The sequence below is a fragment of the Lactobacillus sp. genome (assembly GCF_014803895.1).
Genome location: NZ_JAAVAU010000004.1, coordinates 26644 through 49347, shown reverse-complemented (window position 1 = coordinate 49347; position 22704 = coordinate 26644). Strand labels below are relative to the sequence as shown.

Genomic DNA, 22704 nt, shown 5'->3' with positions numbered 1-22704 from the left:
CTTAAGCCAGCTTTTTTTATACAGGTTTTTGTTCAATAAATCGACCATATACTTTAGAAACTTCACTACTACTCATAAAAGCATAGGGATCATATTGTAAAACTATATTATAAATATCATACATATCATATCTATCAATCACAGTTAACAAAACTGTTTTTTCAGTATGACTAAATCCACCTTCTGCATCATGCAAAATTGTAATCCCACGATGCATCTTTTTTTGAATGCCTTCAACAATATGCTTAGGATGTTCGGTTACTATAATAACCTGCATTTTTTGGTGTTGAGTATAAACAGCATCAATTACTCTACCATTAATAAAGATATTTAAGGCAGTATATAATGCCCGACTCCAACCAAAAACGAATCCTGCACAAATCACAATAATCAAATTAAAAAAGATATTAATTTGTCCAAAACTTTTTCCTGTTTTTTTCCGGAGAATAATTCCTAAAATATCTAATCCTCCAGTAGAAATTCCAGATTTTAAAGCTAAGCCAGTACCAACACCATTTACTACTCCACCAAAAATCGCACAAATTATTGGATCATAAGTTATCTTAATTGGTGCAATAACTTTCATCATAATTGATCCTAATAAAACAGCAATAACTGTAAATATTGTAAATTTATGACCTATTTTAAACCATCCCAAGATAAACAATGGAATATTTAAAACAAAATACATTACTGATGTCGTCAATGTAAATGGAAAAAATCTTTCTGAAATAGACTGCAAAACTTGTGCAAAACCAGTAATACCTGAAGCATAAATTTTTCCTGGTGTCCAAAAGAAATTCAATGCTACAGCTACAGCTAATGCATAAAAAAATGCTGCAGAGACTTTTGAAAGATAATTATGACGGCGCGCAAGTTTTTCTAATTGATCCATGCACTTATCCTTTTTTATAAACAATCACTTTCTGTACCTTAATATTCTAACAATTAAGCACTAAAATGCAATCAAAATCAATACTTTTATTTATTAGTAATATTTATTTTTTTATATTGATACCAGATTTGGCTTGTCTTAAAATTGTAGTAACAATATTTTAAAAAGAAAGCGTGAGTTTTGCACATGCCACAATTAGCTAAAGATTTATCATCTACAATCAATCATCGACTTGATTCACTTACTCCCTCTCGTATTCGTGCATTTGATCAACAGATTTCTTCTATTCCAAACATTATTAAACTAACTATTGGTGAACCAGACTTAGATACCCCGGAACATATTAAACAGGCTGCTATTAAAGATATTGAGGCTAATGATTCCCACTATGCACCCCAAGCTGGAAAGCCAGAATTGAGAGCAGCAATTTCTAATTATCTCAATAGTAGTCTTGGAGTAAAATATGACCCTAATACTGAAATTTGTATTACTGTAGGTGCAACTGGCGCTTTAAACGATGTTTTCATGTCCATTTTAAACCCAGGTGATAAAATTTTAGTACCTACTCCAGTTTGGGCCTTATATTTTCAATTAATTAAGGTAATTGGTGCTATTCCAATTCAAATTGATACTTCTAAAGATGGATTTATTCTTACCCCCGAGCATTTACAAGAAGTTTTAGAAGGTGAAGGTAAAGGTGCTAAAGCAATTATCCTTACTGACCCTTCGAATCCTACCGGTCGGGTATATCCCCAACAAACATTAAAAGAATTATCTAAAATTATTACTGCTTACCATATGTACTCCATTAGTGATGAAATTTATGGAGAATTAGTATATGGAAGTAATAAACATCATTCACTTTCTCAATATATCCCTGAACGCAATATTTTAATCTCTGGATTTTCTAAAGCTTATGCAATGACTGGCTGGCGTCTAGGTTATATTGCCGCTCCTGCTGAAATTATGAAAAGCATTACTAAAATAAATTCTTATCTTGTGACCTCAGTTACAGATAACGTTCAAATGGCAGCTGTTGAAGCTTTAACTAATGGTCAAAACGACCCTATTGAAGCACGTAAAATTTACGAGTCTCGTCTTCAATTTATGAAAGCTGGATTGGAAAAATTAGGCTTTGAATTATCCACTCCTCAAGGTGCCTTCTATATCTTTGCCAAAATTCCAGAAAAGTTTGGTAAAGATGATGTAAAATTTGCCACTGAATTAGCTCAAAAGGCCCACGTTGGTGCAACTCCTGGTAGCTATTTCGGAAAAGGTGGTGAAGGATACGTAAGAATGTCTTATGCATCCTCAACATCAAATTTAAAAGAAGCTCTTACACGAATCACTAAATTTGTAAATTCACTTTAATTACATACAAAAAATGCTACCAACTTAATTGGTAGCATTTTTCTTTACTTAATTAACTTTTAGTCTTCATCCCAAGTCGAATTCTTAGCAGCATCTTCAGCAGCTTCCTTTTCAAGACGATCTTCAGTTTCTTTTACACTATCAAGATATTGATCTTCAATTTCAATACCAAGATCAGTTAATTGTTGTTCAGCAACTGGAGCCGGAGCATGCATCATTGGTTCAGAAGCACTTGCATTCTTAGGGAAAGCAATTACATCACGGATATTATCTTTATCTGCAAGCATCATTACTAAGCGATCAAGCCCAATAGCAAGACCTGCATGTGGTGGGAATCCCATATCTAAAGCATCGAGTAAGTAACCAAACTGTTCATAAGCACGTTTCTTTGTAAAGCCAAGAGCTTTAAGCATTTTTTCTTGAATTGAGCGTTTATGGATACGGATTGATCCACCACCCATTTCATCCCCATTCATAACAATATCGTATGAACGTGCATGAGCTTTATGAGGATCACTATCGAGCAACTTAATACCTTCATCATCTGGCATAGTAAATGGATGGTGAGCAGCGATCCAACGACCTAAGCCTTCATCATATTCAAATAATGGCCAATCAACAACCCAGGCAAAATCATAAACACCTTCTGGAATAATGCCAGTTTCCTTAGCGAATTCACGACGTAGGTGATCAAGTGAATCAGTCACAACCTTCCATTTGTCAGCTACAATAACTACTAATTCGCCGCCTTCAAGGTTGAATTCTTTCTTCAAAGCTTCTTTATTTTCATCAGTTAAGAATTTAGCAACTGGGCCTGAAAATTCGCCATCTTCATACTTAACCCAAGCTAAACCTTTTGCATGATAACGCTTGATGTAGTCTTGTTTTTGTTCAATATGTTTACGTGAGTACTGCTTAGCACCATTCTTAACAGCAATCCCCTTAACAACACCGCCATCAGCAATTGCACCAGAGAATACCTTAAAGTCGCTATCTTTGAAGATTGGGCTCAAATCATGTAAGTACATTTCATAACGAGTATCAGGCTTATCAGAACCATACTTGTTCATTGCTTCATCCCAAGTAATACGTTTGATAGGGGTCTTTAAATCAATGCCCTTAACATCTTTCATAATCTTCTTTAAAAGACCTTCGGTATAATCTTGCACGCCCTTTTCATCCAAGAAAGAAGTTTCCATATCAATTTGAGTGAATTCTGGCTGGCGGTCACCACGTAAGTCTTCGTCACGGAAGCAACGTGAGATTTGGTAGTATTTATCAAAACCAGCACCCATCAATAATTGTTTAAACAATTGTGGGGATTGTGGCAATGCATAAAAGCTACCTGGGTAAATTCTTGAAGGTACTAAATAATCCCGTGCTCCTTCTGGAGATGATTTACCTAAAATTGGAGTTTCAATATCGATAAAGCCATTTTCATCAAAGTATTCATGAATTGCCTTCATAATCTTAGAACGTAAGATAAGATTTTGTTGAAGTGCTGGACGACGTAAATCTAAGTAGCGGTACTTTAAACGAGTTTGTTCAGCAGCTTTAATGTCATCTTTAATTTCAAATGGTGGAACTTGTGATTTGTTTAAAATGTCAATTTCCTTGGCATCTACTTCAATTTCACCAGTCTTCATCTTAGGGTTTACGCTTGAACGTTTAACAACTTGACCCTTTACTTCGATAACATATTCGTTACCAAGAGAATCGGCAATGTCCATTAATTCCTTACCAGAATCTTTGTTAACAACAACTTGAACAACACCTTCACGATCACGTAAATCAATAAATACTAAATTACCCAAGTTACGTACACGTTGTACCCAACCATATAATGTTACTTCTTGATCAAGATATTTAGCAGTAATATTACCACAGTAATCAGTTCTTTTATCCATATGTTCCATTTTTATTCCTCGATTTTTTTCATTACAGAATTCATATCATTTAAGTCTTCTAAACTTAAATCTATTGTTTCACCGTCAGATAAACGTTTAATATTTAAAATACCGTTTTCTAATTCTTTACTGCCTAAAGTAATTACATACTTAGCATTAACTCGGTTAGCTTTCTTAAATTGAGCCTTTAATTTCTTTTGATCAACATCATATTGTGCCTTAAACCCTTGATTACGAAGGGAACGAACAATTTCTACTGCCTTTATATCAGTTCCAGCACCAATATTAGCAACAAAGAAATCAATTCCTGGATTAATGAAGAAATCTGGATTTTGTTTTTGTAATACAAGCATCAATCTTTCTTCACCAATACCAAAACCAACAGCTGGAGTTTCAGGACCATCAAATTCTTCAACTAAATGATCATATCTCCCACCACCAAGAATAGTAGTTGGAGATTCCCATAAACTTTTATCATCAACCATAAATTCAAAAATGATGCCAGTGTAGTAATCTAATCCACGTACTAAGTCGTCATCTAAGACATAATCAATACCTAGCTGAGTAAGAGTATTAATAATGGTATCAAAGTTCGCTTTAGACTCTTCATCTAAATAATTAACAATCTTAGGTGCATCCGGTAAAAATTCTTGATCTTCCGGTGCTTTAGAATCCAAAATTCTTAAAGGATTTTTTTCTAATCTTCGTTGAGAATCTTCTGAAAGTTGATCTTTAAGCGGAGTAAAATAATTTACTAAAGCATCGTGATAGTCCTGTCTTACTTGAGCATTACCTAAGGAATTAATATGTAATTCATAGTTTTTAACACCCAATTCAGCTAATAAATCATGACCCATCATGATAGTTTCTACATCAGCTAAAGGACTACTTGAGCCGAAGCTTTCAATCCCAATTTGGTGAAATTCACGCTGACGACCTGCTTGAGGACGTTCATATCGAAAAGTGGGATCAATATAGAAAACATTAACTGGCTTCACTACATCAGGACCATAAAGTTTATTTTCAACATAGGCCCGTACTACACCAGCTGTTCCTTCTGGACGCAATGCAATATGACGATTTCCTTTATCATAAAAATCATACATTTCTTTTTCAACAATATCAGAAGTTTCACCACTTGAACGTGAAAAAACTTCATAATTTTCAAACATTGGTGTTCTCATTTCACGATAATTAGCACGTGAAAAGAAATCTCTAGCAGTTTGTTCCACCTTTTCCCATTGATATGAAACTTCTGGGAGAATGTCAACTGTTCCTTTTGGTCTTTGAACTCTCATTAAATCATCCTTTAATCATATTAATCAAAATAAAAAGCGTCCTTGAAAAAATCAAGGGCGCTTGAAAATAGCACGGTACCACCTTTTACCTGCTGCGATTAACGCTCGCGACACGAACTATTATCTGTTAAAGGTGTCATAGATAGCAGTTCATCTGCTCTTTCACCAAACAAGCAGTCTCTGAAATGAACCGTGCAATCTTCAATCTTTGTCATCGATAATTCTTTTTTTAGCTTATATTTTTAAGTAACTAAAGTCAACCTTTGAATAAAATTTTTAGTAATTTTTTTAAAGATCTAAAACAATTGTGAATGGACCATTATTTTCAAGACTTACTTGCATATCTGCTCCAAACTCACCAGTTTCAACGTTAAATCCCTTAGATTCTAATTCATGATTGAATTCTTGCCATAAATCTTTAGACTTAGGTGGACGCATTGCTTCAACAAAACTTGGACGATTACCTTTTTTTGTATTAGCCAGTAATGTAAATTGGCTGACACTTAAAATCTCTCCACCAACATCTTTTAATGAAAGATTAGTTTTTCCACTTTCATCTTCAAAAATACGCATTTTTGCAATCTTATCAGCTGCTTTTTTAACAATATCAGGTGTATCACCATCTTTTAATCCAACTAACAGTAAAAAACCTTTATTAATTTTTCCAACAACTGTATTATTAATTGCTACTTGAGCATAATTAACTCTTTGAATTACTACAAGCATTAATTTATCGACCTCTTTGCTTCATATACATTTGGAATATCTCTCATGCGACTTAAAATTTCATCTAAGTGAGCTGCATCCCGCACAGAAACTGTAGCATAAATATGCCCCATGTTATTACTATCTACTTTTCCAGAAATATTTACGATATTCTTAGTCTTTGAGTTAAGGGCATTGATTACATCACTTAAAAGACGTGAGCGGTTAAAACCGTAAATTTCAATATCAGCATTGTAACTTTCAGTTTTATTATTTTTAGCAATATTTTCCCAGGCAACGTCAATTAACCTTCCCTGTTCCTCTGCTTCTTTAGTGATATTTGGACAATCAGCTCGGTGAACAGTTACACCTCGTCCCATAGTTACATATCCAATAATGGGATCGCCTGGCACTGGATTACAACATTTGGCTAAATGAAGCATTAAATCAGATACACCTTGAACCATCACACCATTATTATGCTTAACCCTCATTACATCAGCAGGAGCATCTGATGTATTATTTTCAGATACACTTTGTTGACCAGTACTCATAATTTTTTCTTCAAGCTGACGCTGTTTTTTATTTTCAGCCGCTCTTCGAATATCTTCAGTTAAACGATTAACAACTGTAGGCGTAGATACTTCACCAAATCCTACTGCTGCAAATAGCTCTTCTTCAGTATGATAATTGAAATGAGAAATTACTTTATTAATATGTTCCTTATCTAAAAAGTTTTTTGGAACAAAATCCCGATCAAGCAACTCTTGTTCGATAAGATTTTTACCCTTTTCAATATTTTCCTCTCGGTCTTCCGTCTTAAAGAAACGTTTAATTTTATTACGTGCTCGAGATGTTTTAACTATCTGAACCCAGTCCCGTGATGGACGCGCACTAGTCTGGGTTAGCATTTCGACTACGTCACCATTCTTTAGTTTGTAGTCCAAAGATACAATCTTACCATTAATTCTTGCACCAACAGAATGAGCACCCACTTCTGAATGAACCATATAAGCAAAATCCAAAGGAACTGAACCTTTAGGAAGTTCATAAACATCTCCTTTAGGAGTAAAAACGTAAACTCTATCGGAAAATATATCCGTTTTTACGCTTTTCATAAATTCATGAGAATCTTTGGTTTCATCTTGAAGTTCAAGAATTTCTTGAAACATATTAAGCTTTTTATTAGCGTCTGTTTGTTCTACCTCACCTTTAACGCCCTCTTTATAAGCCCAGTGAGCAGCAACACCATATTCAGCAACTTGGTGCATTTGTTCAGTTCTAATTTGAATTTCAAGAGGTTTTCCACCAGGACCAATAATTGTTGTATGCAGTGATTGGTAACCATTAACTTTCGGAACTGCTATATAATCTTTAAAACGTCCCGGCATAGGTTTCCACTTCGTATGAACTGCTCCCAGAACTGCATAACAATCTCGTACTGATTTTACAATTACTCTAACAGCTAATAAGTCATAAATCTCACTAAAATCTTTATGCTTATTAACCATCTTTTTGTAAATTGAGTAAATATGCTTAGGTCGACCATATACTTCATATTCAATTCCTAAGTTATCAAGATTTTCTCTTAGAATCTTGATTGCGTCCGCAATATATTTTTCTCTCTCGCTACGCTTAGACTGCATTAAATTAACGATACGGTAGTATTGCTGAGGATTAAGATAATGCAAACTCATATCTTCTAATTCCCACTTAACTGTACCAATACCCAAACGATCAGCTAAAGGAGCATAGATATCTAAAGTTTCATCGGCAATTCGTCGTTGTTTATCAGGACGTAGATGATCAAGTGTATGCATATTATGCAAACGATCAGCCAATTTAACCATAATTACCCGCAAATCTTTTGCCATTGCAATTAACATCTTACGGTGATTATCTGCCAAATATTCCTCATGTGTTTTTGACTTATATTGAATTTTTTTTAATTTAGTAACGCCATCTACAATAAAGGCCACATCTTTACCAAATTTTTCTTTTATATCATCGTTAGTAACAGGAGTATCTTCTACTGTATCATGCAAATAGCCAGCGGCTACTGTATCAGGATCTAATCTTAAAGTCGCTAATGTACCAGCTACTTGAGTCGGATGAATAATATAGGGCTGTCCAGAAACTCGATACTGACCTTCATGAGCATTTTTGGCAAATTGATATGCAGATTCAACAAATTGTAAATGCTCCTTATTCATATACTTTTTACATTCTTCGTAAACTTCTTCATGTGTCATTTCATGATATTTTGACATCAAAATCACCTCACCTGATTTAATTAATTCTTCTCACGATAGAAACTATCATGCCACAATCCAAACAATTCCATGCATAAATATATTACACAAAATAAATAATTATATTGAGCATAATAGATTGTTACAATAATTGCAAATGTTACAGGAAAAAGTAACAACCACCAGCGACTTAACTTTCTTTTTTCTAAAATACGACCGATTATATAAGCCACCAAGCTGTTAAATACGGCAAAAATTGCTCCTACTCGTCCAACCGTCGGTACATGGAGTAATAGACAGATTACCCATATAGCAATTCCTAATAAAGTTAAACCTATAACTGGAATATAACTTAACTGATTTATATTTTTTAAAAAATTAGCCAAATTATGTGGTTCTTTCATACTCTCCCCTCCTTTTTCTTATTTACAATTCTAGCACTTTACTTTTCTTTTCTAGAAATTAAAAGTCCAACCCAACGCTTCTCTCTCATCTTCATTTTTATTTCAAAACCATAATCATCTAACTTCTTTTCAATTTTAGGTAATTGCAAATAATCAATTCCTGAAAAAATAGCTTGTCCATTTTTATTTAAATGACTATCTAAATCAGGAATTAATTCCAATAAAATTTCTGCCAAAATGTTAGCTAAAATCAAATCAAATTTTTGATCTGTATCTTTTAATAAATTAGCCTTAACTACTTTAATATTATCAATATTATTTAACTTAATATTTTCTTGCGCAGCACTTACTGATTCATCAGAAATATCTGTCGCTAAAACTTTCTTAGCCCCTAATTTTGAAGCAGCAATAGCCAAAATTCCCGAACCAGTTCCCACATCCATTACATCCATTGGACGAACCAGGGCACGTTCTAATGCAAGTAACACCAATTGTGTAGTAGTATGACCTCCTGTTCCAAAAGCTAAGCCTGGATCAAGAATAATCAATTGTTGATCCTTAAAAGTTGGATGATAATTTTCCCATTCAGGTACAATGGCTAAATGACGTGAAAAATCAATCACATGGTAATACTTTTGCCAGGCAGTATTCCAATCTTCATCGGCAATATATTTAGTACTAATGGATACCTTTCCAGTATCTAAGCCATAGTTTTTCATTTCTACTATCTTAGCTTCAATTTTTTTAATTAGACTATCTTTGTCAATATCTTCACTAAAATACGCTGTTAACTCCATATCTTCAGGGAGATTTTGAATATCATCCAATTCTACCAATGTAGAATCATGCAATTGACCTTGAGCAATAAAATCATCCTTTTTTCTTACTTCAATTCCTTGTGCCTTCAACTCATCTTGTAAAAAATAAGTTAATCCATCTTCAATTTCGTGTCCACAATTAATCTTTATTGCTAATAATTTCATATAATATAACGCTCCTTTGACACACTGTTTATCACCAGTTATGATAGGTAACGGTGATAAATATGTCGAAAAAAAATAAAAAGAAAAAACTCAAAAAAACTTTAGTTGAAAAAATGTTAGATCAAAAAAAGATTCCCTATGAGCAGATGTCCTTTCCCACTGTCCAACAAGGTGATGTTAAACAAATGGATACTTCCATTTTAGACGAAGATAAACAATTGGTCTACAAGACTCTAGTATGTGAAGGAAATAAAATTAGTCCGATCGTAGGAGTAGTTCCAGTTACAGAGCATTTAAGTATGAAAAAATTAGCTAAAGCCTCTGGTAATAAAAAGTGTGAGCTCCTACCATTAAAAAAATTAGTAGCTACTACTGGATATGTACATGGAGCAAATACGCCAATTGGGATTTATGAACAACATCATTTTCCTATTTATTTAGATAAAGGGATGCTTGATCATGACCAAATTATCGTTTCTAGTGGTGAAGTAGGTCGTAGCGTCAAAATAAATCCTCAACAACTTCAAGAAATTACTAAGGCAACTTTTGTAGATCTTAAAGAATAATACGAACCAAAAAAGAGTTGAATCATCTGATTCAACTCTTTTTTATCCAGCATGACGCCATTTTTTATCAGTTAAAATTCTAGCTGTAATCAAACCTAATGGTAAACATAAAACAATCATTAATGCCTTCACTGTCCATAATGCACCAGCATTTAATGAAACTAGGCCAAAATTAAACATTGCCCGATACATATACAATCCAGGCACCATAATTACAATTGATGGGACTGTAATAGCAATTCTTGGATACCCAATTTTTTGTCGAACAATTGAAGCTAACATGCCCGCAATAAATGCGCCAAGAAAAGCTGCTGCTGCTGGAGGAACATTAGTCCAATCAGTTAAGCTTAATCGAATAGTATTTGCCAGTGCACCAATTATTCCTGCAATTGCCGCCATCTTAGGAATACTATTAAACATAATTGAGAATCCAAATACACCACAAAAACTTGCTATCAAGCGTAAAATCGTCAAGGTTAGTGGATCTAACATTAGAGATTGGAAATCCTGTGGATGTAATCCTAAACATAAAGCGACAACCCAGCCAACCGCCGTTGCTACAAAAATAATCATAATTGCATAAGCCATTCGCTCAAGTCCTGATCTCATATCAAGCTTAGACATATCTAAACCAGAAGTAATAAATGGAAAACCTGGAATTACAAATAGCATGGCACCTATATAACCATCAAGTCTTCGAGGACTAATATGCATAAATATATGTAATAAATAAAATGATACAAAATAAATACAACACGCAACTGCAACACTAACTGCAGTATTTGCAAGAATTGTTAAATGGTGGTCACCCATTTTTCTCCTAGTATAATTTCCCACAGTTGCACCAAAAAAGGCACAAATAACCTCAATAAGACCTCCACCTAATAAAAATATAAATCCACCACATGCTAATCCTGCAGCTAGACCAACTTGCCATGGTTTAAATTGTGATTTCATCTTAGAGATCTCATCCAACCGGCTATGAATTTGACCAATTGTCCAATTCCCTTTATTTTTATCAAATTCTTGGACAAAAGCTTCCATTTTATTTAACTTAGCAGTATTAACTCCAGTTGATGGTAAACTTAGAGCTTGCGTATAACTATTCCCATCCAAATCTACACAAGTATATTCTAAAGACACCAGACCAATATCAGCACTACAAGTTAGGTTTAAACTTCTTGCAATTGTATTCATAGCTGCGCGTACACGCCATGCTCCTGTTCCACAAGAGAGCAACATCATTCCCACATGTCCCACAATAATTGATTTTTCAACTAAAGTAGCATCTTTAGCTGGTGTAATATTATCGCTGGTGTAAAATTCTTTCCATCTAATTCGCATGTGATGATGGTGAGATAACTTATTTTTTTTACGAAAACTCGACGTTCGATTAATTTCTTCTTTTTTATTATTCATTTTATACTTTCCAATTAAAATATTATTTCATCTATGATTCTATCATAGAAAAAAAGATCTGAACCCTTTTATTAGGTCAGATCTAAAATCATGTTAACTATAATTCTATTTTATCTAAAACTTCTTGCATTTTCTTTGCTGAATATTGCATTTTTTCTTGTTCTTTTTGAGAAAGATTCAATTCAATTATATTTGCAATTCCAGTTGCATTAATTACACATGGATTTCCTAAATATAAATCTTTAATACCATATTCACCATTCATCGGAGCAGATAATGGTAGCACTCTAGCTTGATTTTCGAAAATCGCTTTTACAATTTGAGTTAAGCACATCGCTACACCATAAAAAGTAGCACCTTTATTAGCAATAATTTTGGCACCCTTTTTGCGAACAGAACTTTCTATTTCATTTAAAGTTTCTTGGTTTAAATTCTTGTAAAATCTAAGTAATTTGTTTGCAATTAAGGCCTCATCAAAATTTTCAAACGAAGTATCACCGTGTTCTCCTAAAACGTAAGCATCAATTTGATCAACATTAATACCCGTTTTATGTGATAAAGCTACTCTTAAACGTGCAGTATCTAGTGATGTTCCTGTACCAATAACTTTATGTTTAGGGAAACCAGAAAGTCGTTGAGTTAAGGTTGTTAAAATATCTACCGGATTTGCCGAAACTACGAAAATCCCTTTAAAACCAGCTTTCACAATAGGCGGAACAATTGACTTTAAAATTCTAACATTTTTATCAACTAAATCTAAACGAGTTTCGCCTGGTTTTCTAGCAGCACCGGCTGTAATTACTACAACATCTGCATCCCTTGCATCAATATACTCACCTGACCGAATATTACATTGACCAACAAAAGGAGCTAAATCTTCAAGATCAAGTACATCCCCATCAGAAATTTCCTTAACCACATCGCTAATAACTAATTCATCAATTCTCACATTCTGCAATAAGTCATTAGCAAATGTCGAGCCAACTCGACCATCACCAACTAAAAATACTTTTCTATGACTCATAGGTGCTCCTCTTATTTAAATTCTCTGCGATTCTTTTTCCAGCTTCACGACCAAAAATAATTGTTTCTGCAATTGAATTTCCACCAATTCTATTATTACCGTGTAATCCCCCTGACACTTCACCGGCAGCATATAAACCAGGAATCAAATTACCATTAGTATCATACACTTCAGTATGGGGATTTATATGAATGCCTCCCATTGTATAGTGAATAGCAGGTGCTATATGAATAGCATAATATGGCGCTTGATTCAAAGTACGTTCCATACCAGTAGTCCGGCCAAATTTTTCATCATCATGATCTTCAACTGTCTGATTCCAGTCTGAGATAGTTTCTGTTAAATTTTTAGAATCAACATTAATCTTTTCAGCTAAATCTATAATATCTTTTCCATGAACAACCAAACCTACTGAATCATAAAATTCAATTGCTTTTACTCGATTACGTACTTCTTGATCAAAAATTAAATAAGCCGAATGTTCCGAAGTAGCTGTAATTGCATTTGAAACAATCTTTCTAGTATTTAATTCATTTACAAAGCGTTTGCCTTGTTGATTTACTAAAATTGCCCCTTCACCCCGCACAGCTTCACCAATTAAAAAAGCATGATCAGTATCTTGTTGAACTGTTGGATGGACCTGAACTAATTCAAGTTGCTCTAATTGTGCTCCAACTTTCTCAGCTAGCTTTAATCCATCGCCAGTTGCCCCTGGTTGATTAGTAGTTCGATATTCTTTCAAATCTGGGCGATACTTAGCAATTAAATCTTTAGATGCTCCAAAACCACCAGTTGCAATTAAAACTGCTTTCGCATTCAGCTTGTGATTATTATTGACCTCGACACCAATAATTTCTCCATCTGTATTTTTTAATAGCTTAGTAACCTTACTATTATTAAAAATAGGAATACTTTTTTCATATGCCAATTTTAATAAGCTAGTTACTAAAAATGCCCCAATAGGTGCCATTGAAGCAGGACGATGAGTTCTCTTTTTCGACATTCCCCCAGTTACTGTTAAGTCATCAACTCTTATTCCTAAATCTTCTAACCAAGAAATAGCTAAAGGTGCATGTTCCACAAAAAAATGTAACATCCCACGATCATTCATATATCCGCCACCCTTAAGGGTCTCTTGATAAAAATCATCCATTGAATCAACAATTCCTAGTCGAGACTGAACCACGGTTTCTGCTGCATTCATACCAGAGCTTGCGCGAGTAGTATTCCCGCCCAACTTTTCATTTTTTTCTAAAATTGCTACATTTAAGCCATATTGTTGAGCCTGAATTGCCGCAGCTAAGCCAGTGCCACCAGACCCAATAATAATTACATCATAATTATCATCTAGCTGATCTACACTTTGTGTAGGAAAAACAAATTTACTCATTTAAATTTCCTTCCTCCCTTGTATATTTCACCTTAAATAATAGCAAGACTTAAACTTAATTACCAAAATTTCTTTACTTTAATAAATTTTTTTGTAATTATTTTATTTTTTATAAAATATATCTTCTCTTATTCCAAAAAGCTTATAATAACAGTTTATGTTGATATCGATTAAAAAATATAGCTTGCAGTTATATTATAGCTATATTGTTTTTATGCGTTATTTTATATTTTTAGGGCTGTTTTTCTTATTTCAAAACTGTTAACATAGTTAAGTCGATGCGGTAAAACCGTATAAAATAAAGGAATAAGAAAGCTAGATATATAATGAAGAAAAGTATGAAATTAATAAAAAAATTATCAATAGCATCATTAATTACACTTGGTTGTATCACTTTTTCCAATAATAACACTAACAGTGTTATTAATGAAAATAACCAACCAACAATAGTAAAAGCTGCTACAAATTCCTCTATTACACTTCCAAAAGGATATACCGCTAAAAGAATTTTACAAGTTAACAACAACAAGATAAGTAAAAAGAATAAAGCAGCTTTAATTGCCGCTTCTAAAACTGGTATAAAAACTAATACTTTCTACGGTGATGAAAGTGATAAAAACAAGATTGTTGATGTTACTAATTTAACGCAAAGTCAAAAATTAGAAATTAACCGCTATGCCCTAAAATTAATCAACTCTGCAAGATCTAAAATGGGTAAAAAACCTTGGATTTTAAATAAATCAGCAATGCAATTTGCCGATAGAGTTGCCAAAGAATATCATGACAATAACAAGAGTGTCTGGGATCCAGATCACTATGTAGCCGGCATTACTCGTGCAGCTGTTGCATCTGGTCTCAAAAACGCAGGTCAAGTATATGAAGATGAAAGTGGACTACCTATTACTTCTGAATTCCACGGTACTACTCGTTCAATGTATGCTTTAAAAGAACAGATATACTTCAACGTCAAGCAAATGCTGTTCGGTGGTTTCTATGGTCGTGAAGCTGACTATAATAATAGTAGCTATTACACAGAATGGGAACATGCAGGTGACTTATTAGGTTTGCGTTCATTAAAGAATTATGATGCAGCCTATAAATATTTTGGTTTAAGTTTTTCAGATTTACCTTCTGATCATTCTAAGATTAGCGTGCATTTCATTGGTGTAGCTAAACAATATATCAGTAATTCTAAAAAATTTAGTACTAAAAGTAATCTTTAAATAAATACAAAAAGCTTTGGGAAAGCACACAATATTATGTACTTTCTCAAAGCTTTTTCTTTTATCTTTCTTGATGATTTAATTTTTTAGCTAACCAATCACCAACTATTTGCACAATGAGTACTAAGAGTAAAACTAGTAAAGTAGCAACCAAGGTAACATCATTATTGAATCTGTTATACCCATATGAAATAGCAGTATTACCCAAGCCACCAGCTCCTACAGCACCAGCCATTGCAGTTAAACCAATCAAGCTAATCAGAGTTACTGTTGAAACTCTAATTAATTCAGATCTACTTTCTTTTAAGTAAACATCAAAGACTATATCACTAGTTGATGCACCTAAAGCTTGGGCAGCTTCTACTTTTCCTGAATCTACACTTTCTAAAGCCACTTGAACTTGACGAGCAAAAAAAGGAAATACTCCCAAAGTTAAAGGTACTAAAGCAGCTTTCATACCTATTTGTGTACCTACAATTTTTTGAGTTAAGGGGGCAACAAATGCTAATAAGATAATGAATGGTACAGCTCTAAAAATTGAAACAATTTTATCGACAACATTATAAATTAATCTATTAGCTAAAATTCCTTTAGGCTTAGTAAGAACCAGGAGTAATCCAAAAATAATTCCTAAAATCCCACCAAAAATTGCTGACCAAAATGTCATAAATAGGGTTTGAAAGATAGCTGTTCCCCATCCAGCATCCCCACTCCAACCTAAAGAGATTACATTTGGAAAATATTTAGTAAAAAAATTAGTCATTTGTTAGCACTCCTTTATCTAATTTAGTAACCACTACATTTTTACTTTCTAAAAACTTAATCGCTTCTTTTTGCTTTTTAGAGTCTAATTTAAGTAAAATTGCTAACGTTCCGATTGGCTCACCGCTCAAAACTTCTACATTTCCGTATAGAATGCTTGCTTTAGTATTAAGCGCAATATCTAAATCAGCCACTACTGATTTAGTCACATTATTAATACTATAAACAAGTTGGAATAACTGTTCATCTGGATCTATTTCCGCAAAATTATAATTGTTTAAAATATGACGAACTTGTAAAGCCCCTCCGACAAATTGACGTGTAAGTTCTTTTTGTGGATGTAAGAATACCTCCCGCAAACTGCCCTTCTCAATAATTTTTCCATTTTCCATTACAGCAATTTTATTTGCTACTCGCTTTACTGCTTCCATTTCGTGAGTAATTAAAACTACTGTTAACTTAAGCTTTTTATTTAAATCATAAAGTAAATCTAAAATCTGATTAGTTGTTTTAGGGTCAAGTGCACTAGTTGCTTCATCAGAAATCAAAATATCTGGTTCATTAGCTAACGCTCTAGCAATAGCCACTCTTTGTTGTTGACCACCTGATAATTGAGCCGGATAAAAATCAGCTTTATCCTTTAAACCTACCAACTCAAGTAAATACAATGATTTACTTTCAAGTTCATCATCGGATAAATTTGCGTGTTTTAAAGCAAACGCTACATTTTCTAATACTGTTTCTTCATTTAATAAATTAAAATGCTGGAAAATCATTCCAATTTTACGACGTTTTTGTTGGAGCTGTTTTTTAGAAACTTGTAACTTTCCATCCGCATATAAAATATCACCATTAACTTCTACAGAGCCTGAGCTTGGTTTTTGAAGTAAATTAATAGTTCTTACCAAAGTAGACTTACCAGCACCTGAAAAGCCGATTATGCCATAAATATCACCTTTACTAATTTTAAGACTCACATCGTTAACAGCTTTATTATCACCAAATTGTACACTAATATCTTTTAAATTAATTTGTGTAGTCATTCTTATACCCTCCTACTTTAACTTTAAACCCCAAGCTGTTACTTCGGTACTACCATAAAGTTTCTTTACTAACTTCTTAGTTTTTTCAGTTTGAAATGCTTTTACAACTTCTTTATAAATTTTTTTATTCTTGTTCTTTTTATCAACAGCAATTATGTTTATCCACTGTTTAGAATCTTTATTTAATGGTTCTACATAGATTGTTTCCTTATTACCTAATTTAGCTGGAGCTGCATAAGTATTATTTACAATACTTGCATCTACATCATCAATTACTCTAGCAGTTTGCTCTGCAGAAACTTCTTTAATCTTTAAATGCTTAGGATTAGAACTAATATCTGCAATTGTAGCTAATTTAACACCCTTCTTAAGCTTAATTAAACCTGCATTTTTTAAAACATATAGAGCACGTGATTCATTAGAAGCATCATTTGGAATTGCAATTGTTGCCCCATCCGGTAAATCTTTAATACTCTTATATTTTTTAGAATAGATTCTAATAGGTGCAATATAAGTATTACCAATCGAAACTATTGAACCATTATTTGCCTTATTCCACGAGCTTAAGAACGCATAATGCTGAAATGAATTCAAATCTATATCCCCATTAGCAAGAGCTTTATTGGGTTGATTATAATCAGTAAAATTTTTCAATTTAATGGTAATACCATACTTTTCTTTTGCTGTTTTAGCTACACTTTTCCAAATTGTTTCATCTTGTTTGGTTAAACCAACTACCCCAACAGTAACAACCTTTTGACTAGCAGTATTTGAACCTTCTGTTGGCCCAAAACTAAACCAACCTGCAATCAAAATTACAATTACCACTATGCTCCAAATTATCCTATTCCTTACTCTTTTTTTATGCAATGTACTTTCCTCCTAATAAAAAAGCATCCATCCTAATAAAGGACGAATGCTTCGTGTTACCACCTTAATTTACCAATAACTTACGTTAAAATTGGTCTCAGTAAGTAGCTCTTATAAAGATATAAGAATTACCTTGCATTGTTAACGAGTGCAACCCCGTCAGTAGTTAAATAACTTCACTACTGCCATTTAAAATACTAGTCCATATTCAATGCTTATCTCTATCTATTTTCACCACACATAGACTCTCTAAAAGTAGAATCAGCATTTACTCAACTAAAAAATGTTTGATTTGAATTGTTAAAAATATATTATAATGTGAGATAAAAATAGTCAAGCCCTTATTTACTTTTATTTTAAAATTTATTTATTATATTAATAAAAAAAGATACAGAATACTTTCTGTATCTTCATTTAATAATTAATTTTGGAAATTGATATTTTGCTTTTCAATAACTTCATAGCTAACTAAGTCTTTACCATCTAAATCAACTTTATGCATATCGATTGCATTAATTTGATTGTTATCATAGTTAGTGTAGTAGAAAATACCCTTTTCTAAGTTGATACCATCTGAATAAATAGTAAACTCAAAAGTATTTGGTGCTACTTCATCTAAACCTTTTTGTTGTTCAACTGAATGAAGAGTGTGGAAGTAGTTAGTTACATCTTCAATTTCATCTTTGCCCTTTGGTGCATGTTGTAAAGTAAATGCTACTTTAACAAAACGACTTTCAGAATCTACACCACCTGGTAAGAAATGAGTTCCCATACCACGGCTGTACATATCTAAATCAACATTTGGAGCAAAAGTATTCTTAGGTTGTGCTGAAGAAATAGAAGCATAATTTGCTAAATTCATCATTTGCTTAGGGAATTGTGGATTATTAGTCAAGACACCTACAGGATTGTCGTAGTAGTGAAGACCGTCAGCATCTGGTTCAACAGTAATTGAAGCACCAGTTTTATCGGCGATTAACCAATGAAGTGATGAAGCAACCATCTTTTCGGAGAAGTTGATGTCTACCATATTCATTTTTTCAATTAACTTTTTAGCTTCTTCAACAGTACTACATTGACCCAAAATGTAAGGAATGAATTCAAATGAAGCCACATTATCCTTATCTGGATTTTCTGGTAAGTAAGTTGCAATACCGGCATAGTTTAAACCAGCCATACCTAAACCTTGTTCATTAGCACCATCAAAATATAATGGATAATTATCAGCAATCATGGCCATACCAATAATTGCGTAGTGATTAGTCATCTTTGGCATCTTACGGAAATCAAATTCATAATTTCTAGGGGTAATAGTTACCTTTTGACCAAAAGAAATTTCCAAGTCAAGGTTACGACCAAAATAATGATTATTTGAACTATAAATAATTGATGTACACATCTTTTTTCTCCTTATTATACTAATCTATAAGTAGTGTACCACAACCATCTGCGTAATAAAATTATATTACAATTTTAACTTTAATAAATTTTCTTAACTTGTTCTTGAATATTTTCTCTACTCAAAAATTCATCGTAATCAGTATCAGCGCGGCTAACAATACCCTTCGGACCAACTTCGATAATATGGTTAGCAATAGTTTCAATAAATTCATGATCGTGAGAAGTAAATAAAATAGATCCTGGATAATCTTTTAAAGCATCATTTAAGGATGTGATTGATTCTAAATCCAAGTGATTAGTTGGATCATCCATAACTAAAACATTAGCTGGTTGTAACATCATTCTAGATAACTGACAACGGACTTTTTCTCCACCAGATAACACTTTAATTTTCTTCTCAATTTCATCGCCACTAAAAAGCATTCTTCCTAAAAATCCACGTAAAAATGTATTATCATCTTGCTCTTTAGACGCATATTGTCTTAACCAATCTAAAATAGTTAATTCATCATTGTTAAAGTTAGCATTTAAGTCACGTGCCATATAATTAAATGCAGTAGTTTGTCCCCAAGTTACAGTACCTGTATCAGGCTTAAGTTTACCAGCGATAATATCCATTAAAGCAGTAGTAGCTAAAGTATTTTTTGATAAAAAGGCTACCTTATCACCAGGACGAATAATAAATGAAACATTATCTAAAATCTTTTCACCATCAATACTATAAGAAACATTATCCACCTTCAGAAGATCATTTCCTAAATCACGATGTGGCTCAAATTTTACATAAGGATACTTACGTAAAGATGGACGAATATCGTCTAAGGTAATCTTTTCTAATTGCTTCTTACGTGAAGTAGCTTGCTTAGATTTGGATGCATTTGCAGAAAAACGCGCAATAAATTCTTGTAACTCTTTAATTTTCTCTTCTTTTTTAGCATTTTGGTTAGCAGCCAATTCTGAGGCTAACTTACTTGATTCATACCAAAAATCATAATTACCTACATAAAGTTGAATCTTACCATAATCTACATCACACATTTGTGTACATACTTGATTTAAAAAGTGTCTATCATGAGAAACAACAATAACAATATTAGGATAATCAGCTAAAAAATTTTCTAACCAATTAATTGTATGAACATCTAAACCGTTAGTAGGTTCATCTAGTAAAAGAATATCTGGTTCACCAAATAAAGCTTGGGCAAGTAAAACTTTAACCTTTTCTGATTCAGGTAACTCACTCATCATACTTTGATGGATACTTTCAGGGATACCTAAGGATTGAAGTAGACGGGATGCATCAGCTTCAGCATTCCAACCATCAAGTTCTGCAAACTTAGTTTCTAATTCCGCTGCTTTAACACCATCTTCATCACCAAAATCAGGTTTTGCATATAAAGCATCTTTTTCCTTCATTACTTTATAAAGTTCTTTGTGACCCTGAATTACTGTATCCATTACAGTAAAGTTTTCAAAAGCAAAGTGATCCTGATTAAGACTAGACATTCTTTCATTAGAATCAATAGCAATATTTCCACTTGTTGGTTCAATTTTTCCTTCCAGTAATTTGAGGAAAGTCGACTTACCAGCACCATTTGCCCCAATAATTCCATAACAATTACCTGGAGTAAATTTTAAGTTTACGTCTTCGTATAGTGTACGGCCTGATAAATTTAAGCTTAAGTCAGATACTGTAATCAAATCTGTTAATTCCTTTCAATTAAGTCAATATATTTATTAAATGTACTATGTCAGTATATCATGATGCCCACTCAAAAAGTAATAAACGTTTATTTTTTAAATAAAAAAAAGAATCGACTTAAGTCGATTCTTTATTACTTAGCACTAATAAAATTAGTCTAAGTCAACGCTGTCTGGGAAGAATGCTAAACGTTCACCCTTACCAAGTTCTTCTTCAATTTCAAGTAAACGGTTGTACTTTTCAACACGTTCTGAACGAGCTGGAGCACCAGTCTTCAATTGACCACCGTTAACAGCAACTGCAAAGTCAGCGATGAAAGTATCACCAGTTTCACCAGAACGGTGAGAAATCATAGTGTTGTAGCCGTTCTTACGTGAAAGACGAATAGTTTCAAGAGTTTCAGTAACAGTACCAATTTGGTTTAACTTAATCAATGAAGCATTACCGGCACCTTCGTGAATAGCTTTGTTCAAAAGCTTAGGGTTAGTACAAATGAAGTCATCAAGAACGATTTGAACACGATCTTTATGGCTTTCAGTAAACTTAACCATACCTTCTACGTCATTTTCGTCGTATGGATCTTCCATAGAAATTAATTCTGGGAATTCTTCAAGCAACTTGTCGTAGTAGTCTGATAATTCTTCATCAGTAAGAACTTTACCTTCCAAGTGGTACTTGCCATCTTCTTTATTGTAGAAGTAAGAAGCAGCACAGTCACATGCAATAGCAATATCTTCACCTGGCTTGTAACCAGCCTTGATGATTGATTCGTGTAAAGCCTTTAAAGCTTCTTCTGAGTTCTTCATGTTAGGAGCGAAACCACCTTCGTCACCTAAACCAGTTTCGTAACCCATATCTTCAAGAACCTTCTTCAAAGTGTGGTATACGTTAACAATCTTTTCAAAACCATCACGGAATGAAGTCTTAGCAACTGGAGTAATCATGAATTCTTGAATGTCAATACCGTTGTCAGCATGTTCACCACCGTTAATAACGTTGTGGAAAGTTTGTGGCATTTCAAGATCAGTACCACCAAGGTATCTGTATAATGGTTGGTGGTTGTCTTTAGCAGCTGCAGCAGCAGTAGCCATAGATACACCCAAGATAGCGTTAGCACCAAGACGGCCCTTATTTGGAGTACCATCTAAAGCAATCATAGTTGCGTCGATGTTTGGTTGATCATGTGGGTCTAAGCCCTTCAAAGCATCATTAATTTCAGTGTTAACGTTGTTAACAGCGTTCATAACACCTTTACCACCAAGACGTTCGCCGCCATCACGTAATTCAACAGCTTCGTTTTCACCAGTTGAAGCACCTGAAGGAACTTCAGCCTTACCTACGACACCGTTTGAAAGAGTAACGAAAACTTCAACAGTTGGGTTACCACGTGAGTCAAAGATTTCAAGTGCATGTACGTTTTCAATAACTGATTTGAGCATTAGTAAAAAAATCCTCCTTAGAATTTGTGATAAAAATACTTACTAATCAA

The 22704-nt window shown here is 33.5% G+C and carries 19 protein-coding genes; 3 read left to right on the top strand and 16 right to left on the bottom strand.

The window, feature by feature from the left end; genetic code table 11:
- Positions 1-16: 16 nt before the first annotated feature.
- Positions 17-895: a YitT family protein gene (locus HDR40_RS01795; RefSeq protein WP_290625706.1), complete on the bottom strand. Its 879-nt coding sequence runs from the start codon at positions 893-895 to the stop codon at positions 17-19.
- Positions 896-1081: 186 nt separating this feature from the next.
- Here HDR40_RS01795 and HDR40_RS01790 point away from each other — a divergent pair, with 186 nt between their 5' ends.
- Entirely contained in the window at positions 1082-2266 is a 1185-nt protein-coding gene (locus HDR40_RS01790) for an aminotransferase class I/II-fold pyridoxal phosphate-dependent enzyme (protein ID WP_290625704.1), read from the top strand.
- Positions 2267-2325: 59 nt separating this feature from the next.
- Here the strand turns inward: HDR40_RS01790 and aspS are convergent, their stop codons facing one another.
- The 6 genes from aspS to prmA form a co-directional block, all read right to left on the bottom strand.
- A complete protein-coding gene (aspS, locus tag HDR40_RS01785) occupies positions 2326-4182 on the bottom strand; it encodes an aspartate--tRNA ligase (protein ID WP_290625702.1) in 1857 nt (618 codons plus the stop codon).
- Positions 4183-4184: 2 nt separating this feature from the next.
- The gene (gene hisS / locus HDR40_RS01780; protein ID WP_290625700.1) at positions 4185-5471 is read right to left on the bottom strand and encodes a histidine--tRNA ligase; all 1287 of its coding nucleotides are present in this window, start codon (positions 5469-5471) and stop codon (positions 4185-4187) included.
- A 288-nt stretch (positions 5472-5759) separates the two neighbouring features.
- The gene (dtd, locus tag HDR40_RS01775; protein WP_290625698.1) at positions 5760-6197 is read right to left on the bottom strand and encodes a D-aminoacyl-tRNA deacylase; all 438 of its coding nucleotides are present in this window, start codon (positions 6195-6197) and stop codon (positions 5760-5762) included.
- Positions 6197-8446 (bottom strand): bifunctional (p)ppGpp synthetase/guanosine-3',5'-bis(diphosphate) 3'-pyrophosphohydrolase, encoded by a 2250-nt coding sequence (locus HDR40_RS01770; protein ID WP_290625695.1) that lies wholly within the window; start codon positions 8444-8446, stop codon positions 6197-6199. Before HDR40_RS01770 ends, dtd begins: the two co-directional genes overlap by 1 nt.
- A 23-nt stretch (positions 8447-8469) precedes the next feature.
- Positions 8470-8832, bottom strand: a complete 363-nt coding sequence (locus HDR40_RS01765; RefSeq protein ID WP_290625693.1) for a hypothetical protein — start codon at positions 8830-8832, stop codon at positions 8470-8472.
- Between the two features lie 38 nt (positions 8833-8870).
- On the bottom strand, positions 8871-9815 hold the full coding sequence (prmA, locus tag HDR40_RS01760; protein ID WP_290625691.1) for a 50S ribosomal protein L11 methyltransferase: 945 nt from the start codon (positions 9813-9815) through the stop codon (positions 8871-8873).
- Between the two features lie 62 nt (positions 9816-9877).
- Between prmA and HDR40_RS01755 the strand changes: the two genes are divergently transcribed.
- On the top strand, positions 9878-10381 hold the full coding sequence (locus HDR40_RS01755; protein WP_290625689.1) for an aminoacyl-tRNA deacylase: 504 nt from the start codon (positions 9878-9880) through the stop codon (positions 10379-10381).
- Between the two features lie 42 nt (positions 10382-10423).
- On the opposite strand, the gene HDR40_RS01750 is transcribed toward HDR40_RS01755, so the two are convergent.
- The 3 genes from HDR40_RS01750 to HDR40_RS01740 form a co-directional block, all read right to left on the bottom strand.
- On the bottom strand, positions 10424-11800 hold the full coding sequence (locus HDR40_RS01750; protein WP_290625687.1) for a threonine/serine exporter family protein: 1377 nt from the start codon (positions 11798-11800) through the stop codon (positions 10424-10426).
- Between the two features lie 97 nt (positions 11801-11897).
- Positions 11898-12824, bottom strand: a complete 927-nt coding sequence (locus HDR40_RS01745) for an L-lactate dehydrogenase (protein ID WP_290625685.1) — start codon at positions 12822-12824, stop codon at positions 11898-11900.
- Positions 12814-14214, bottom strand: coding sequence for a flavocytochrome c (locus HDR40_RS01740; protein ID WP_290625683.1), 1401 nt, complete (start codon positions 14212-14214; stop codon positions 12814-12816). Before HDR40_RS01740 ends, HDR40_RS01745 begins: the two co-directional genes overlap by 11 nt.
- A 326-nt stretch (positions 14215-14540) precedes the next feature.
- Here HDR40_RS01740 and HDR40_RS01735 point away from each other — a divergent pair, with 326 nt between their 5' ends.
- Entirely contained in the window at positions 14541-15437 is an 897-nt protein-coding gene (locus HDR40_RS01735) for an SEC10/PgrA surface exclusion domain-containing protein (protein WP_290625681.1), read from the top strand.
- A gap of 61 nt (positions 15438-15498) precedes the next feature.
- Here the strand turns inward: HDR40_RS01735 and HDR40_RS01730 are convergent, their stop codons facing one another.
- From HDR40_RS01730 to eno, 6 genes are all read right to left on the bottom strand, one after another.
- A complete protein-coding gene (locus HDR40_RS01730) occupies positions 15499-16200 on the bottom strand; it encodes a methionine ABC transporter permease (protein ID WP_290625679.1) in 702 nt (233 codons plus the stop codon).
- Positions 16193-17242 (bottom strand): methionine ABC transporter ATP-binding protein, encoded by a 1050-nt coding sequence (locus tag HDR40_RS01725; protein ID WP_290625677.1) that lies wholly within the window; start codon positions 17240-17242, stop codon positions 16193-16195. The genes HDR40_RS01730 and HDR40_RS01725 overlap by 8 nt, the downstream gene beginning before the upstream one ends.
- A 12-nt stretch (positions 17243-17254) precedes the next feature.
- A complete protein-coding gene (locus HDR40_RS01720; RefSeq protein ID WP_290625675.1) occupies positions 17255-18112 on the bottom strand; it encodes a MetQ/NlpA family ABC transporter substrate-binding protein in 858 nt (285 codons plus the stop codon).
- 421 nt (positions 18113-18533) lie between these two features.
- Positions 18534-19511, bottom strand: coding sequence for a choloylglycine hydrolase (bsh, locus tag HDR40_RS01715; RefSeq protein ID WP_290625673.1), 978 nt, complete (start codon positions 19509-19511; stop codon positions 18534-18536).
- 80 nt (positions 19512-19591) lie between these two features.
- Complete coding sequence (locus HDR40_RS01710; RefSeq protein ID WP_290625671.1) at positions 19592-21214, bottom strand: ATP-binding cassette domain-containing protein; 1623 nt, start codon at positions 21212-21214, stop codon at positions 19592-19594.
- A gap of 153 nt (positions 21215-21367) precedes the next feature.
- The gene (gene eno / locus HDR40_RS01705) at positions 21368-22654 is read right to left on the bottom strand and encodes a phosphopyruvate hydratase (protein WP_290625669.1); all 1287 of its coding nucleotides are present in this window, start codon (positions 22652-22654) and stop codon (positions 21368-21370) included.
- Positions 22655-22704 lie beyond the last annotated feature (50 nt).